Genomic DNA, 16161 nt, shown 5'->3' with positions numbered 1-16161 from the left:
TTTAGCTTGTTAAGCTTACGGCATTATTTTTTACTTTTATTAATTTTTTGTAGATAATGTCTGCGAAACCTAGCAAGTAAATTGAACCAATGGCGAATAATAAGGCTCATTGAGGCCATGCCAATATTGGATGATAACGAGGCGTAAAAATGAAAAAAACAGCTATCGCAGTAGCAGTGGCAGTAGCCGCTTTTGCAACAGTTGCTCAAGCAGCTCCAAAAGATAACACTTGGTATACAGGTGCTAAATTAGGTTGGTCTCATTACGAAGACACTAAATTCACTCCTAACGGTGGCCCATCAGTAGGTAGTTCTACTGAGCGTGACACTTTAGGTGCAGGTGCATTTGCTGGTTACCAATACAACCAGTACATGGGCTTCGAATTAGGTTACGACTGGTTTGGTAAAATGAAATACAAAGGCGCTGACAAAGGCGACTTAACCTCTATGGGTGTTTCATTAACCACTAAATTAAGCTATCCAATCATGGATGACTTAGACGTTTATACTCGTCTGGGTGGTATGGTTTACCGTACAGAAGCTAAAGCTAACCAGCGTAACTACAAAGAAACTGATACTGGCGTTGCGCCTGTATACGCATTGGGTCTTGAGTACGCAATCACTCCAGAGTGGGCTACTCGTTTAGACTACCAATGGGTTAGCAACTTAGGTGATAAAGACAATATCGGTACTCGTCCAGACAACGGCATGCTGAGTGTTGGTGTTGCTTACCGCTTTGGTCAAGAAGAAGCTCCAGTAGTTGCTCCAGCTCCAGTTGTTGAGCCAGCAGCTCCAGTTGTTGAAAACAAACGTTTCACACTGCGTTCAGACGTTCTGTTTAACTTCAACAAAGCTTCTCTGAAACCAGAAGGTCAGCAAGCTCTGAACGAACTGTACAACGAACTGAGCAGCATCGACCCAACTCAAGGTCGTGTACTGGTTGTTGGCTTCACAGACCGTATCGGTTCACAAAACTACAACCTGCCACTGTCACAAAAACGTGCTCAGTCAGTTGTTGATTACTTAGTATCTAAAGGCGTTCCAGCATCTGCAATCGCAGCTGAAGGTCGCGGTAAAGAAGATCCAGTAACTGGCAACAAATGTGACGCTGTTAAAGGCCGTGCTGCTCTGATCGAGTGCTTAGCGCCAGACCGTCGCGTTGAAATCGAAATTCAAGGTACAACTGAAGTTGTTACTCAACCAGGCGCTTAATTCTTAGCCCTCGTTTGAATTTTGAACTAAATACAAAACCCCAATTGCGATTGGGGTTTTTTTTGACTTAAAACTATGGAGGCTTTAGATTATTCAAAATCTATTTTAATAGCAGCTAATCCAACTTTTTACTAATCCAGTCAAGATACCTAACGAACATCCATCAATGCATTATTCATCACCACGATTTTTTGTAGTGCCTAGTATTGCTTGGAGATCCTGTTTCAATGTACTCATCTGATTTTCATATCTATCTTTATGTTCTGCATCTTCGATCAACTGGATGATCGTTTCTGACAATGTTTTATTCCGTTTTACCGCTAAATTAGATAAACGTTGCCAAACTGAAAAATTCAAATCTATTGATTTTTTTCGTGTATGCGGGTGCTCTGCATTAAAATGTCGTTTACGCCTAGCTCGAATACTTTGCTTCATCCGGTTATCAAGATCAGGATTCATATGCAGTGAAATCCATTTAAGCACTTCGCTAGGTCTATTTTCCGTTTTTAACAGCAATTCTATCGCTTCTTTTTCTGCGCTTCGTTCGATGTAACGGGTAATCGCTTCGCCAGCACGTGCTTTATTCACGAGGTACTCCCATTTCCAGCCACATTCAAGATTTTCAAGCTGCTGATATTTCATAATTTTTCCTGAAGAAAACCGAACCTATCTTTATATTAGCAATATTATAAACAAAATGCTCAAGCAGAAATTCGATTTAGTTAAATATTCATTTTTTCAGCAAAGAAAATAACCGTTCCTTGTCTAAATAGTGTAGAATCCGCATCCACCTGTTAACAATTTTATCATCATGCATGTCAACTTTTGAAAACATACTCGTCATCTATGGGGTTGGCGGCCTATGTGCAATGTTATTCACCCTATTTATCACGAAAGATCCAAGCTGTATTATGCGTCTACTTAGTGCTCTATTAATTGGCTTCACTTGGCCAATGACACTCCCTGTTGTGCTCATGTTTTCGTTATTCTAATCGATATTTCAACAATTATTGCTGCAAGATTGCCTATCAAAGGCTAATATAACAGTCTTGCCCACTGGGTAATTTACTGGCTTGAAAATCGTTTATAAAACAAACAATACGAATGGTCAATTGACCGAATAAACACAATCAAGTACATGCGCCCAGCTAACTGGCAGGCATTTTATTTATAACCCTATTAATAGCAGATAATCATAGTGATCAGTCAAGAACTAACATGGCAAGGCCTAATTCCTAATTTATCGTCATTTCAGACACATTTAGTCTCTTCAGAATCTCTGAATCCCGCAACATTTTCCGATATTCAACCTCGGTTATTTGATGGAATGCAGCGTTTCGTTAAGGAATTAGCGCATACCCGCTTTATGTTTATCAAATCTGATGAAAGTGAGGAGTATCTTTGCACTTATGCAAATGCAATTAACTCATTACTAGAAAACACATCAGTCATTGATGGGGATTATCAATTATCTGAAGATAAACATTCTTTCCAGTGGAAAGACGGCATTAAAAGCCGTTTTTCAACTCAGCAACCTATCGCTTATCGGCATTGGGTAGAACCAGAGCAATTATTGGGTTATGTTACTCCATCATTGCAACTCGTCCCGGGCCTAGTTCATCAAGTTAATGGTGGCGTGCTTGTAATAGCAGCAAACGCATTAATTAGCCAACCACTTATGTGGAACCGTCTAAAAAACATGGTTAACCGACGCCAATTAGAATGGTTACCCTACTCTGAAAATCAACCATTACCTATTGCTATAGAGCCTCACCCCCTTGAGCTCAACGTCGTGGTTGTTGGGGATAGGCTCGCATTAGAAGAACTTGAATATAGTGCACCAGAAATCTTCGATAGCGCTATTTATGGGGAATATGAACCTATCATGTTCTTCGAAGATGAAGAACAATTGTCCCTGTGGATGAGTTATATCAAATCCATTATAGAAACAAATTCATTACCTAATATTGCAGCTGATGGGTGGGTTCCTTTTATTCAGCAAGCAACGCGTTATTGTGAAGATAAATTCAATCTACCACTAGATACCCCTTGGTTAACACGCAGCTTGATAGATGCATCCCATTACTCAATCAATGGGCAGCTTACGCAAGAATCCTTTACCAAAGCAATTGAAAACCGCTTATGGCGACACAGCTTTCTGGCTGAGCGTACGCAAGATGATATTTTACAAGAACAAATATTCGTCAAAACAGAAGGCGAAGTTATTGGCCAAATCAATGGATTATCTGTCTTGCAATATCCTGGACATCCAGAAGCGATTGGCGAGCCATCTCGGATTACCTGTGTTGCTCACCTTGGTGATGGTGAATTCACGGATGTTGAGCGCAAAGCAGAGCTTGGCGGTAATATTCATGCTAAAGGCATGATGATCATGCAAGCTTACTTAAACTATGAACTGAAACTGGAACAACCACAGCCATTTTCAGCATCAATTGTTTTTGAACAGTCATATGGTGAGGTTGATGGTGATAGTGCCTCTCTCGCTGAACTATGCGCGTTAATAAGCGCCTTAGCATTACAGCCTATTGACCAGCAAATTGCGGTGACAGGTGCTGTTGACCAGTTTGGTTATGTCCAACCAATCGGTGGAGTCAACGAGAAAATTGAAGGTTTCTTCGATATCTGCGAAAAACGCGGCTTAACAGGCGAGCAAGGTGTGATTATTCCCATGGCTAACGTGCGCCATTTATGCACCAAAGCAGAAGTAGTTGAAGCTGTAAAAGCGGGTCAATTCCATATTTGGCCTGTCGAACATGTTGCTCAAGCGATTACATTATTAACGAAACAACCTTACTTTGAACAGCAAGTGGAAGGCGATAACGTACACTTGTTAGCTTTAATTCAAGAACGTATTAACCAAGCCAATTCCCCTGATAAAGCCAGACTTCCTTGGTTCTTGAAGTGGATGAGTTAAGTAAAGATTGCGTAAAAAATAGCAGATCGGAGTTGTTCAGCGTACAAGTGTAAGCTATCCTGTACCCCTACACATAATAAAGGCTATCTGAAGAACATGGTTGATAAACGCGAGTCCTACACTAAAGATGATTTAATTGCTTCTGGAAAAGGCGAGTTATTTGGGGAAAATGGCCCTCCACTGCCATCAGGAAATATGTTGATGATGGATCGCATCGTCAAAATGACCGAAGATGGTGGCACCTTTGATAAAGGCTATGTCGAAGCTGAGCTTGATATTAATCCTGAACTTTGGTTTTTTGGCTGTCATTTTACTAATGACCCTGTTATGCCTGGTTGTTTAGGTCTTGATGCTATGTGGCAGTTAGTTGGTTTTTACCTCGGCTGGCTAGGCGGCGAAGGTAAAGGTCGTGCTTTAGGAGTGGGTGAAGTTAAATTCACTGGCCAAGTTCTGCCAACAGCGAAAAAAGTCACTTACCGTATCAGTTTCAAACGCGTGATTAACCGTAAGCTGATCATGGGCTTAGCTGATGGAGAAGTATTCGTTGATGGTAAATTAATTTATACCGCAACAGACTTAAAAGTCGGTCTATTCAAAGATACCAGCGCTTTCTAAGTCACTGAAATGCAAACCTCCGCAATTGCGGAGGTTCTTAAATTGAGTGATACCTTTAATTTAAAAACCCACAAATAATTCCAAAAGACAGGCAGGTTATTTAACCTAAAGGTTCAGATAATAGTGGGATTAAACAACGGCTACGGTTCGATCCTCCATCGCTTTACGCCAACCACCTAACCAGTGCGAACGAGCATCTACAGCCTGATATGGACACAATTCTTTAGAGCGCCCTGCTAAACCAGCTTGATAACCTCTTGATAAAGCTCTTTCTAAACGGTCTCGCTTCTGTCTTTTCATGCCTTACTTCCCTCATCATTTAAATGGAAAAGAAAACAGCACCTACTATTTCTTAATAGGTACTCTATAGAAATAGCGCCCACCGAACAGAAAATCAAGTAAAGATTTTCATATATTTGTCATAATTGGCATAAATGTGACTTGTATAGCCCATTTATAACAACCATTTGAATCTATTGAAATTTATAAATATCTCTTTAATAATCATCATTTTAGAATAACTAAAAACGACTATTTTTAAACCTATCCTAAAAGCGTGTTTAAACAGAATTTCTAATGACAAAAAAATGCACCTCAGGTAATAGTAATCATTACGTATACCTAAAGTGCACTTAGAAAACGAATTAAAAGATGATTAATTAGTGTTTATTAATTTCATCAGCAATCCCTTTGGCAACTTGCTGCCAACCTGCTGCCAACGTACGGACTAATTCAGGATAACCATCTTCCTGCTGATCCAGTTGGACATCAAAATTACGACGGATCACATTTTTATCCTTTGAGTATGTCCAGAAGCCTTGAATGAGCACCTTACCATCATAACGACCATTAAAAGCCGTGAGTGTAATATCTAAGGTATCTGGTGAGTTTTGTAGTGGCTGCAACGAAACTAGCTTTTCAGGTAACGCTGCTGACAATTCACTCACCATTGACTGCCCTAGTTGCTGCTCTAATGGGCTTGCCCATAAGTGTGTACTTGCATTGGTGTAGCTTACATCTGTCGTTTGATAAGTGATGCCGTTCGACGTCAATACATCCGATAACATAATGCGCTGCAACCATACTTGGCCTTTATTCATCACCGCCACAGATTGCGTTTCAGAAGCGTGTATTGGCAACTGGTAATACATTTTTTCTGGTGTACTACTACACCCTGCCAACAACAAAACAAATATCGATATCAGATATCTCATTATTTTTTAACTCCTTTCGGCTGTACATCCTTAGTTGGTTCGGCTTCAAAGACTAATGCATTACTCTTATTGTTTAACGTTCTTAACAGTGGCTGAACTTCTCTCAAGACTTGGTCTAAACGCTGCATATTATCCACCATCTTATTATAAGCAGGTGAGCCTGGTTGAAAGCCTTGCATTGCACGGTTCATTTCTTGCAACGTTTTTTGTAAATCATGTGGTAAATTTTGGAACTCTTTACTTGCCATTACTTTATTCAGCTCAACTAACATTGCGTTGGCTTCTTTTACCACTTTTTGCCCTTCTGCTAACGTTTGTGTGGTTTGGTTCAACATAGGCTCAATTGGCATATTGTTGATTTTATCCAGCACTGCAATCACTTTTTGCTGAATCTGCGCTAAACCACCACTGGTCGTTGGAATGATTTTATACCCAGCAACCACCGTTGGGCCTTTATATGGCTCAGCATTAGGGACAAAGTCTAAATCAACAAATAGTGCACCCGTCAGTAAATTACCCGATTTCAATGATGCTCTTAACCCATCTTTCATTGCTAATTTTAATTCATTTTTTAAATTAAAATTCGCGCCTACATCTTTAGAAAAACGCTCTGGTTCGATATGAATAAGGACTGGAATTCTAAAGTCATTATCCAGTGATTGGTCTAAACCCGCGGTATAGAACGGAACCTGTGCAACAGTCCCTAAACGAATACCCCGGAATTCAACAGGTGCCCCAGGCTGCAGTCCACGTACAGAATCAGAGAAAAAGAGAACAAAGTCTTGGTACTGGGTATACAGTGAATTTTGAATACTGCTTTGGTTATCAAACAGTTCAAACTCTGTATTTTCCTTAACACTGGCTCCAGGAACCCATCCCGCAGGGACATCAAAACTTACACCGCCGGTTAATAAAGTGGCAATTGACCCCATTTCGACATGTACACCTTGAGATGACATATCAAAGGCAATGCCACTGTCTTTCCAGAAACGCACGTTTGAACTGATAAGTTTGTCATAAGGCGCATTAATAAACAGTTGATAACGCATATCGCGCTTATCCATATCAAAGTTACTGGTTTCGACAGAGCCTACGCGGTAACCACGGAATAAGACAGGGTCACCTGGATTGAGCTGCCCCGCTTTATCACTGGCTAAAATAACGCGGATACCTTTAGCATCAGGAGATGCTAAAGGTGGTGTATCTAACAAGGTGAATTCAAAGTGTTCTTTTGCTGCAAGACCAGGCTGAAGCTCAATATAAGCTCCTGAAAGTAACGTTCCTAGGCCTGTAACACCATCGCGACCAATTGCAGGTTTAACAATCCAAAATGCCGAGTCAGTACGAAGTAACTCTTTCATTTCATTATTTAAACGCGCTTTAATGATGACACGGCTAAAATTGTCATCTAGCGTCACGCTTTCCACAACACCGATATCGACACTGCGGCTTTTAATTTTGGTCTTACCAGCTTCGATTCCTTCCGCATTGTAAGTGATCAATGTCACTTCTGGGCCTTGGTTACTAAAGTGATAAAATAAGATCCAGGCCCCAAGTAAAACTGTGACAATTGGGATCACCCATACAGGTGACCAACTTTTTAGCTTACTGACTTTGGCATTGGCCTGTGGTGTTTCTTGTGAGGTCACCCTATGGCTCCTTCTTGTTCAGCAGTATTCACTGCATTTTTCGCATCACAACGATCCCAAGTCAATCGAGGGTCAAATGTCATCGCCGCAAACATCGTTAAAATCACGACAACACCAAAGAAAATAATCCCCATCGCAGGAACGATGCTCATTAACTGCCCCATTTGGACTAAAGAGGCCAAAATCGTAATCACAAATACGTCAATCATTGACCAGCGACCAACATATTCCACCAGCTCATAAATAAAATGCATACGATGAGGATCACGGTTGCCATACCCTTTTGAATCAAGGCACAACCAAGCAATCCCAATCATTTTCAGCGTAGGAACCATAATACTGGCGACAAAGATAACCATAGCAACGGGGTATGAACCATCCCCCCACAGCAAAATAACCCCATCAATAATTGTGGAGTTTAAGTCACTGCCTAATGTGTTTGTCGTCATCATCGGCAGCACATTTGCAGGAATATATAACATAATGGACGTCACAAGCAGCGCCAATGTCCATTGTAAACTTTGATGCTTACGAACACTGCCATAGGAATGGCAACGTGAGCATTTAGATTGTTCCGCAGGTAAAATCGCAGTGCAAACCAAGCACAAGCGTATATTTTGGCTTATACCTGTTTGACCCACTTTCAATGGATGTATGAGCTTTGGTGCAGCTTCAATACGATTCCACAACCAATGCCTATCCAGGCATTGGAATGCTCTCACCTGTAACATGCAATATATACAGTAAGGCAAAAAACTTAGCCCAATACCAATATCACCGTAAGCAATCAATTTGACGAAACTGACTAAAACACCCGCTAAGAAAATCTCCGCCATACACCACGCTTTCATTTGGAATAAAATCCGCGTGATCACTACTTTAATCCCTTTAGGAATATGAACTTGTAGCCCTAAAAGGATAATGGTGACCATACAAAAAGCAGGTATGACTAAAGAGAAAAACAAGAAAAATAGCGCCAGACCGCTATAACGCGTCGTGGCAATAATTTCAATGATTTGAAAAAGCGAAATTTCATTTTCAATACCCGCTGCGCTCATTTTTACAAAGGGAAACATGCACGCAATGAATAACATAATCAACGCACTAAACGCATAGGCAGCGGGCTGCTTATACGGATATCGCCACTTTGAAACTAATGTCGTCTCACAGCGTGGACAGGTTGCTTTACTGCCTTGTTCCAATTCAGGAACCGCAACCAACATATCGCACTGAGGACAAAGTACATGTTCATGAGACTCATGGGTACACAAAGAATATTCGCTCCTCTAATCGATTAATTAGCTCATCCGTTCTTAAGCAATTCAAGCTCTTGCCAGCGGTCAAACGCGTGTTCCAGTTCCGCTTCTTTTGCTGCTAACTGGCTTAATGTTTGCTCTGTAACATCATGAGGTTGATTGAAGAAATCCGCATCACCAACTTTAGCTTGCAGTGCTTCAATTTCCGTTTCCAGTTGTTCAAGCTTAGCCGGCAGTTGTTCCAGTTCACGTAATAAATTATAACTGAGTTTATTTGGGCGCTTTGCCACTTCTTTTGGCTTGGCTGTTTTTTCTTGCGCAGCTACTTTACTCGTTTGTTCGGCTTTCAAACTCACGGTTTGTGCTCTTTGCTTTTGCGCGTCAAAATAGCCACCCACAAAACGGTTAATAATGCCATTGCCTTCAAAGATCCAGCATTCTGTTACGCTATTATCAACAAATTCACGATCATGGCTCACTAGCAGGACAGTTCCTTGGTAACCATCCACTAACTCCTCAAGTAACTCTAATGTTTCGACATCAAGGTCGTTGGTCGGTTCATCAAGGATCAGTAAGTTACTTGGTTTTAAGAATAATCGAGCTAATAATAACCGATTACGCTCACCACCTGATAAGGCTCTGACAGGTGTCATTGCACGTTTTGGTGGGAACATAAAATCTTGCAAGTAGCCTAATACATGGCGTGGCTTGCCATTTACCATCACTTCTTGTTTGCCTTCCGCTAGGTTGTCCATGACAGTTTTATCAGGGTCTAATGCAGCTCGATGTTGGTCAAAATAAGCAACTTCCAGTTTTGTACCACAATGCACACGACCGCTGTCTGCTTGTAAATCACCTAGCATTAAGCGCAATAGTGTGGTTTTACCACAACCATTTGGCCCAACTAATGCAATTTTGTCACCACGCATCACCTGTGCAGAAAAATCGTTTACTAGAACTTTATTATCGATTTGATAATTAACGTTTTCCATTTCAAAAACAATTTTACCTGAGCGGGCTGCTTCACCCACTTGCATTTTCGCTGTTCCCATCACTTCACGGCGCTCTGAACGCTCAACTCGCAGTGCTTTCAGGGCACGAACACGCCCTTCGTTACGGGTACGACGCGCTTTAATACCTTGGCGGATCCACGCTTCCTCTTGAGCCAGTTTTTTATCGAACTCTGCATTTTGCATTTCCTCAACGCGCAAGGCTTCTTCTTTACTGACTAAATAATCATCATATGTCCCTGGCCATGAGGCTAGCTGTCCGCGGTCTAAATCGATAATACGGGTTGCCATATTACGAATAAATGAACGGTCATGGGAAATAAACACGATACTACCTTGGAAATCTTTAAGGAAGTTTTCCAACCACAGAATGGTTTCGATATCTAAGTGGTTTGTTGGCTCATCTAAGAATAAAACCCGTGGATTGCTCACTAACGCACGCCCCAGCGCCGCTTTACGTAGCCATCCCCCAGAAAGGGAGGAAAGCTCCGCATCCGCAGGTAAGCCCAATTTTTTCAGCACATCGCTGATACGAGAATCCAATAACCATAAATTACGGTTATCAAGAACTTCTTGTAATTCAGCCATTTTATTTAAGTTTTTCTCACTAGGATCTTCTTCCACCACTTTGGCAATATGGTGGTAATCCTTCAGGTATTGCGCTTGCTCCGCAACACCTTCTGCAACGAAATCAAAAATGGTGCCTTCCACATTACGCGGAGGATCTTGCTGCAAGCGTGCAACAACTAAGTCCTGTTCGTAAACCAGTTGGCCATCATCCAAAGGTTGTTCTTTCGTCAGCACACGCATCAGGGTTGATTTACCCGCACCGTTTCGACCAACCAAGCAAACACGCTCGTTATCTTCAATATGAATTTCAGTATTATCAAGTAATGGCGCATCACTGAAGGAAAGGTATGCACCCGATAAATTAATTAAAGCCATTGATTCTATCCTTTACTCTGCGTGGCGAATTAACCAGCAGTTATGAATTTGACGATTACGTGCAAAATCTTCAGAAAGCGTTTTCGCAGTGATTTCTTGTGCTTGTAGTCCTAGCTCTTTGATTGCTTCCATATCCATTTTGAAACCGCGTTTGTTGTTTGAGAACATCACAGTTCCGCCGCGGCGTAATAGTCGTTTTAAATGTGTAATCAGTTGTACATGGTCACGTTGCACATCAAATGTGCCATCCATGCGTTTTGAATTTGAGAATGTAGGCGGATCAATAAAGATCAGATCAAATTGTTCATTGCTGTTTGCTAGCCAGCCTAAACAATCAGCTTGAATTAAGCGATGTTGACGCCCCGTTAACCCATTCGCTTGTAAGTTTTTTTCTGCCCATTCAAGGTAAGTACGGGACATATCGACTGATGTCGTGCTTTTCGCGCCCCCCAAACCTGCATGCACGGTTGCCGTACCTGTATAACAGAATAAGTTTAAGAAATCAGTACCTTTGCTCATTTCCCCTAACATACGACGTGCGATTCGGTGGTCTAAAAATAGCCCTGTATCAAGGTAGTCAGTTAGGTTAACAAGCATTTTGGCATTGTATTCTTGCACCAAAAAGAAATCGTCTTTTTGTGCCAGTTTTTCGTATTGCTGTTTGCCTTTTTGGCGCTGACGTGTTTTTAACACCAATTGATTTGATGTTAATTCTAATACGTTCATCGTCGCCGTGATCACGTCAAATAAACGCTGACGTGCTTTACGTTCATCAACAGTTTTTGGTGGTGCATATTCTTGGATCACCACTTTGTCACCATAGATATCGACTGCAACATTATATTCAGGCAAGTCAGCATCGTAGACACGATAGCTTTCAATACCCTGCTGTTTTGCCCACTTCGTTAATTTTTTCAAATTCTTACGTAAACGGTTCGCAAAATCAGGGGAAATTTCCGCAACGGTTTCAGAAGGCGTAGCCGCTAATTGGTAATTTTTTTGTACACAATCTAATGGACCATTTTTCGCTTTGAATTCGCGCTCTGAACGTAATTGCAAACAGCTTAATAATTCAGGTGAAGCGCTGAAAATCGATAAACGCCAGCCTGGGAAACGCGCTTTCACGACACGGCCTAATTGGCTGTGTAAGGCAATTAAGGCTGGCTCACTTTCTAAACGCTCACCATATGGTGGGTTACTGATAATGGTGCCGACTGCTTCTGTTTTAACGGGGTTTTCTAACGCAGCCGCATCACCTTGATTGAAGGTAATGACATCTTGAAGGCCTGCCCGATGCGCATTCGCGCGCGCCATTTCCAGCACACGCTTATCAATATCAAAGCCATAAAAACGCGAAGTATTCTCTTTTAAGCCTTGGCGAAAACGCACTTGTGCTTCTGTGGTTAGCTCGCGCCATAATTCGGCATTAAATTTTGACCATGCATAAAATCCCCAATGGGTACGATGCAAACCCGGTGCTTTGTCTGTTGCCATCATCGCGGCTTCGATTAATAACGTCCCCGAACCACACATAGGGTCAACTAATGGTGTACCTTGCTGCCAACCAGAACGGTTAATGATCGCCGCGGCTAACGTTTCTTTTAATGGCGCTTGCCCTGCTAAGTCACGGTAACCGCGAATATGCAGAGAATCGCCACTTAAATCTAACGCTACGCTGGCTTTTTCTTTATTCAGGTACACATTAATACGAATATCTGCCTGTTGGCGTGCAACATCAGGACGTTGGTCTAACTTGCGAACAAAGCTGTCGACAATGGCATCTTTCACTTTTAAGGCGCCATATTGACTATTACGAATTTCTTCGTTAGTCCCTGTAAAATGCACTACAAACGTATCATTCACAGAAAAAATTTCAGACCAGTCAATCGCCTGTACACCAAGGTATAAATCTAAGTCACTGTAGACATCAAAATCATTCAATGGCAATAAAATACGCGATGCCAGCCGACTCCACAGTAAGCTTTGGTACATGACCCGTTCATCGGCCTGAAAATAGACGCCCCCTTGGGTCACTTTGCACTGGCTAGCACCGAGAGCTTCCAGTTCCGTTTTCAGTAGTTCTTCTAGGCCACGAGCTGTGCTGGCAAACAGAAAATTCATAGTATTTATTACCGATTTCGATGAAAAATTGTTGCGCATTATAGCTAATCTTATGCAGTTGTCATAAAGTTGCTGCGCACAATTATAAGGATTAAAAAATGATCACGCTTTCGCGCCTTTATACGCACCCAGTAAAATCCATGAGAGGGGTGCGCTTATCTCATGCCTTCGCTGATACTAGCGGTTTGACTTTTGATCGTAATTTTATGATAACCACGCTGGAAGGTAAATTTATTACGGCGAGAAAATACCCGCAAATGTTACTGTTTACACCTGTTATGCTCAATAATGGACTTCATCTTCGAGCCCCCAATGGTGAAAGTGCAACAGTATTGTATCAGGACTTTGATGAGAAACAGAGCCCTACCGAAGTTTGGGGCAATCATTTTCACGCACTCATTGCACCCGAAACAATAAACAGCTGGTTAAGCACCTTTTTTGATGAGCCCGTTCAGTTACGTTGGCTGAGCCCACTACTTTCTCGTCGCGTGAAAGAATACCAAGACGTGCCGATGTCATTTGCCGATGGCTACCCTTTTCTGTTAATAAATGAAGCGTCAGTTCAAGAACTACAACGCCGCTGCCCTGCCAGTATTAAACTTGAACAATTTCGGGGTAACTTAATTATTACTGGCGCAAAACCGTTTGAAGAAGACACGTGGAAAACGATTCAAATTGGGGATGTCGTCTTTACTTTAGATAGGCCTTGCAGTCGCTGTATCCTCACAACCGTAAGCCCAGAAAAAGGCATTAAACACCCCAATAGCGAGCCATTAGCGACATTACAAACTTTCCGCTCAGATGAAAACGGTGATGTCGATTTTGGGCAAAATGTAATAATTCAAAATACAGGCGTCATTCGTGTTGGTGATACATTAACCGTATTAGAAACTAAGACCGCCAAACAATATTTAATGCAAGAAAGGGAAAAAGACCTTTCCACGCAAGATACTAAATCTCAAGTTAGCAAAGTCAGCTTAATTTTCGACGAAACCGAATATGAAGGTGATAACCAAAATGTGATCCTTGAACAACTTGAATCTCACGGTTTAAATATACCCTATTCATGTCGAGCGGGTATTTGTGGTCGGTGTAAAATTAAATTAGTGTCTGGTGAAGTGACGCCATTAAAACAAAGTGCAATTAGGGAGAATGGTTATATATTAGCCTGCAGTTGTATCCCTAAAACAGCATTAAAATTAGCATTTAAGTAAAATTTAATTTTGGATATTTAACACCATCATCTATTTTTATTTATGATGGTGTTAACATTCCAACAACCAAATTAATGATCATACTGAAAATAATAATTTTATTTATTCGTTTTTTGATGTGATCTATGATGATCAATCAAACCACATTTCCATATAACTGTCGTTTGGCTTTAGATGAATATTCAAGCATGCGATCATTCATGATCTTAATTGGATCACAAAATCTTAAAACACGATCAGGTAATTCCAAAACTGGCTCTGCCAATAAACACAAACTTGCACAAGATCCAGCTTCCGCAATAATAAATGTGGAATAATGATGGCTGTTTTCTAAGCACACTTGAATAATCTGCCCTTGCTTGGGCGTATTAATCGCATGGAATGAAGAAAAATACCAACTTTTTGGCATTTGCGGTTTTAAAAAACGATAAGCTACAAGACTATTAAGCACTAATTCGGCCCTTTCTTCTTGTGTAATATTTAATCGTTTAGCTTGCTCATCAAATAAATAAAATTCCCCAGCGTCCTCAATACTAAATGGCATTTCATTACGAGCAAATACCGTCAGCATTTTAGCTGGAAAACATGAACGAAATATCATGCCGTTGGCGAGATCTAACATCACCCTGTCATGGTCATGATCAAAATACCAACGCCAATGATCATCTGGTTTAATATTCATAAACGGATCCTTTAGCGATTTACCGGTAAATATATATAAGAACGATCATCAATACGATCTTTCCTAAATTTACTCTACAGCTAATTTTTATACGCTAAATAATTCGCCTTGCAGACAACTGGATAATGTTATTGTCAAATAACACATTCGCTGAAAATTGAAATAAAATTGATATAAAAATAGCCACTATTAGCAATATAGTTTAAAAGGGGGCATAAAGAAACCCCCTTGTTAAGTAAATTTACAATTTACTAGATATGATTGACAATATCTTTAATTAATTTTGGTCCATGATAAATAAAACCAGAATAAATTTGAATTAATGAAGCACCTGCTTCCATTTTTTCACGTGCTGCGGTTAATGAATCTATTCCACCCACACCAATAATCGGAAGTTTGCCATTTAATTCACGAGAAATAAGTTTAATCACTTGGGTGCTTTTTAATTGAACAGGACGTCCACTTAATCCACCCATTTCATTGCAGTGATTCAAACCTTGGACAAGAGAGCGATCTAGCGTGGTATTAGTTGCGATAACACCATCAATATTATGTCGGACTAAGCTATCTGTGACTTGAATAATTTCTTCTTCGGATAAATCAGGTGCCACTTTAACAGCAACAGGGACATACTTATTGTGCAATGATTGCAGTTCTAATTGCTTTGCTTTTATTCCACTTAATAAATCGTCGAGTGCTTCACCATATTGTAATGAACGCAAACCTGGTGTATTAGGTGACGAGATATTAATGGCAATATAACCTGCATGTGCATATACCTTATCCATACAAATAAGGTAATCATCTTTACCTTGCTCAACAGGGGTATCTTTATTTTTGCCAATATTAATGCCAATAATCCCGCCATAATTGGATTTTTTAACATTCTCAACAAGGTTATCAACACCCTTATTATTAAATCCCATGCGGTTAATGATCCCTTCCGCTTCAACTAAGCGAAAAAGCCTTGGCTTATCATTTCCTGACTGAGGACGTGGCGTCACAGTACCAATTTCAACAAACCCAAACCCCATTGCACCAAATGCGTCAATGCATTCACCGTCTTTATCCAAACCCGCGGCAAGCCCAAGTGGATTTTTAAACGAGAGTCCCATGCATTGGGTTGGTTTGGTAGCAACAGATTGGCGAATCAGACATTGAAAAGGGGAATGGTTTAAACGTTGAAGCTGGCGAAAAGTCATTTCATGCGCTTTTTCGGGGTCGAACTGGAATAGTGCCTTGCGGGCAAGGTGATATAACATATCCAATAACCTATATTCTGCTAGTGCGTTTCAATAAGAAAGACATC

Annotated in this window: 14 protein-coding genes; 5 read left to right on the top strand and 9 right to left on the bottom strand. The window is 40.9% G+C overall.

Annotation, left to right across the window (positions count from 1 at the left end; all coding sequences use genetic code 11):
- Nucleotides 1-149 precede the first annotated feature (149 nt).
- Nucleotides 150-1211, top strand: coding sequence for a porin OmpA (gene ompA / locus M1F05_RS06590; protein ID WP_206086674.1), 1062 nt, complete (start codon nt 150-152; stop codon nt 1209-1211).
- Nucleotides 1212-1382: 171 nt separating this feature from the next.
- Here ompA and matP read toward each other — a convergent pair whose 3' ends face one another.
- On the bottom strand, nt 1383-1853 hold the full coding sequence (gene matP / locus M1F05_RS06585; protein WP_206086673.1) for a macrodomain Ter protein MatP: 471 nt from the start codon (nt 1851-1853) through the stop codon (nt 1383-1385).
- A 173-nt stretch (nt 1854-2026) separates the two neighbouring features.
- On the opposite strand from matP, the gene M1F05_RS06580 reads away from it, so the two are divergent.
- The 3 genes from M1F05_RS06580 to fabA all read left to right on the top strand — a co-directional run bounded on the left by M1F05_RS06580 (nt 2027) and on the right by fabA (nt 4761).
- On the top strand, nt 2027-2203 hold the full coding sequence (locus tag M1F05_RS06580; RefSeq protein ID WP_206086672.1) for a GhoT/OrtT family toxin: 177 nt from the start codon (nt 2027-2029) through the stop codon (nt 2201-2203).
- A 206-nt stretch (nt 2204-2409) separates the two neighbouring features.
- Entirely contained in the window at nt 2410-4146 is a 1737-nt protein-coding gene (locus tag M1F05_RS06575; protein WP_206086671.1) for an AAA family ATPase, read from the top strand.
- A gap of 96 nt (nt 4147-4242) precedes the next feature.
- On the top strand, nt 4243-4761 hold the full coding sequence (gene fabA / locus M1F05_RS06570; protein ID WP_206086670.1) for a bifunctional 3-hydroxydecanoyl-ACP dehydratase/trans-2-decenoyl-ACP isomerase: 519 nt from the start codon (nt 4243-4245) through the stop codon (nt 4759-4761).
- Between the two features lie 129 nt (nt 4762-4890).
- Here the strand turns inward: fabA and rmf are convergent, their stop codons facing one another.
- The 6 genes from rmf to rlmKL all read right to left on the bottom strand — a co-directional run bounded on the left by rmf (nt 4891) and on the right by rlmKL (nt 12956).
- Entirely contained in the window at nt 4891-5061 is a 171-nt protein-coding gene (rmf, locus tag M1F05_RS06565; RefSeq protein WP_004909639.1) for a ribosome modulation factor, read from the bottom strand.
- A 359-nt stretch (nt 5062-5420) separates the two neighbouring features.
- A complete protein-coding gene (gene pqiC, locus M1F05_RS06560; protein ID WP_206086669.1) occupies nt 5421-5975 on the bottom strand; it encodes a membrane integrity-associated transporter subunit PqiC in 555 nt (184 codons plus the stop codon).
- Complete coding sequence (gene pqiB / locus M1F05_RS06555) at nt 5975-7624, bottom strand: intermembrane transport protein PqiB (RefSeq protein WP_206086668.1); 1650 nt, start codon at nt 7622-7624, stop codon at nt 5975-5977. The genes pqiC and pqiB overlap by 1 nt, the downstream gene beginning before the upstream one ends.
- Nucleotides 7621-8895 carry a membrane integrity-associated transporter subunit PqiA gene (gene pqiA, locus M1F05_RS06550; RefSeq protein ID WP_206086667.1) on the bottom strand — a complete coding sequence of 425 codons (1275 nt, stop codon included), beginning with the start codon at nt 8893-8895 and terminating at the stop codon, nt 7621-7623. The genes pqiB and pqiA overlap by 4 nt, the downstream gene beginning before the upstream one ends.
- Before the next feature lie 32 nt (nt 8896-8927).
- The gene (locus M1F05_RS06545; RefSeq protein WP_206086666.1) at nt 8928-10835 is read right to left on the bottom strand and encodes an ABC transporter ATP-binding protein; all 1908 of its coding nucleotides are present in this window, start codon (nt 10833-10835) and stop codon (nt 8928-8930) included.
- A 12-nt stretch (nt 10836-10847) separates the two neighbouring features.
- A complete protein-coding gene (gene rlmKL / locus M1F05_RS06540) occupies nt 10848-12956 on the bottom strand; it encodes a bifunctional 23S rRNA (guanine(2069)-N(7))-methyltransferase RlmK/23S rRNA (guanine(2445)-N(2))-methyltransferase RlmL (protein WP_206086665.1) in 2109 nt (702 codons plus the stop codon).
- Nucleotides 12957-13054: 98 nt separating this feature from the next.
- Here rlmKL and M1F05_RS06535 point away from each other — a divergent pair, with 98 nt between their 5' ends.
- The gene (locus M1F05_RS06535) at nt 13055-14170 is read left to right on the top strand and encodes a YcbX family protein (protein WP_206086664.1); all 1116 of its coding nucleotides are present in this window, start codon (nt 13055-13057) and stop codon (nt 14168-14170) included.
- Between the two features lie 136 nt (nt 14171-14306).
- Here the strand turns inward: M1F05_RS06535 and M1F05_RS06530 are convergent, their stop codons facing one another.
- On the bottom strand, nt 14307-14852 hold the full coding sequence (locus M1F05_RS06530; protein WP_206086663.1) for a cell division protein ZapC: 546 nt from the start codon (nt 14850-14852) through the stop codon (nt 14307-14309).
- A gap of 251 nt (nt 14853-15103) precedes the next feature.
- Nucleotides 15104-16114 (bottom strand): quinone-dependent dihydroorotate dehydrogenase, encoded by a 1011-nt coding sequence (gene pyrD / locus M1F05_RS06525; RefSeq protein WP_206086662.1) that lies wholly within the window; start codon nt 16112-16114, stop codon nt 15104-15106.
- Between the last annotated feature and the right edge of the window lie 47 nt (nt 16115-16161).

The sequence above is a fragment of the Providencia sp. PROV252 genome, from assembly GCF_033676005.1.
In the GTDB taxonomy this organism is placed as follows: Bacteria; Pseudomonadota; Gammaproteobacteria; order Enterobacterales; family Enterobacteriaceae; genus Providencia; species Providencia vermicola.
Note: the sequence above shows the minus strand (reverse complement) of the source record. Positions and strands in the feature narration are given on the sequence as shown.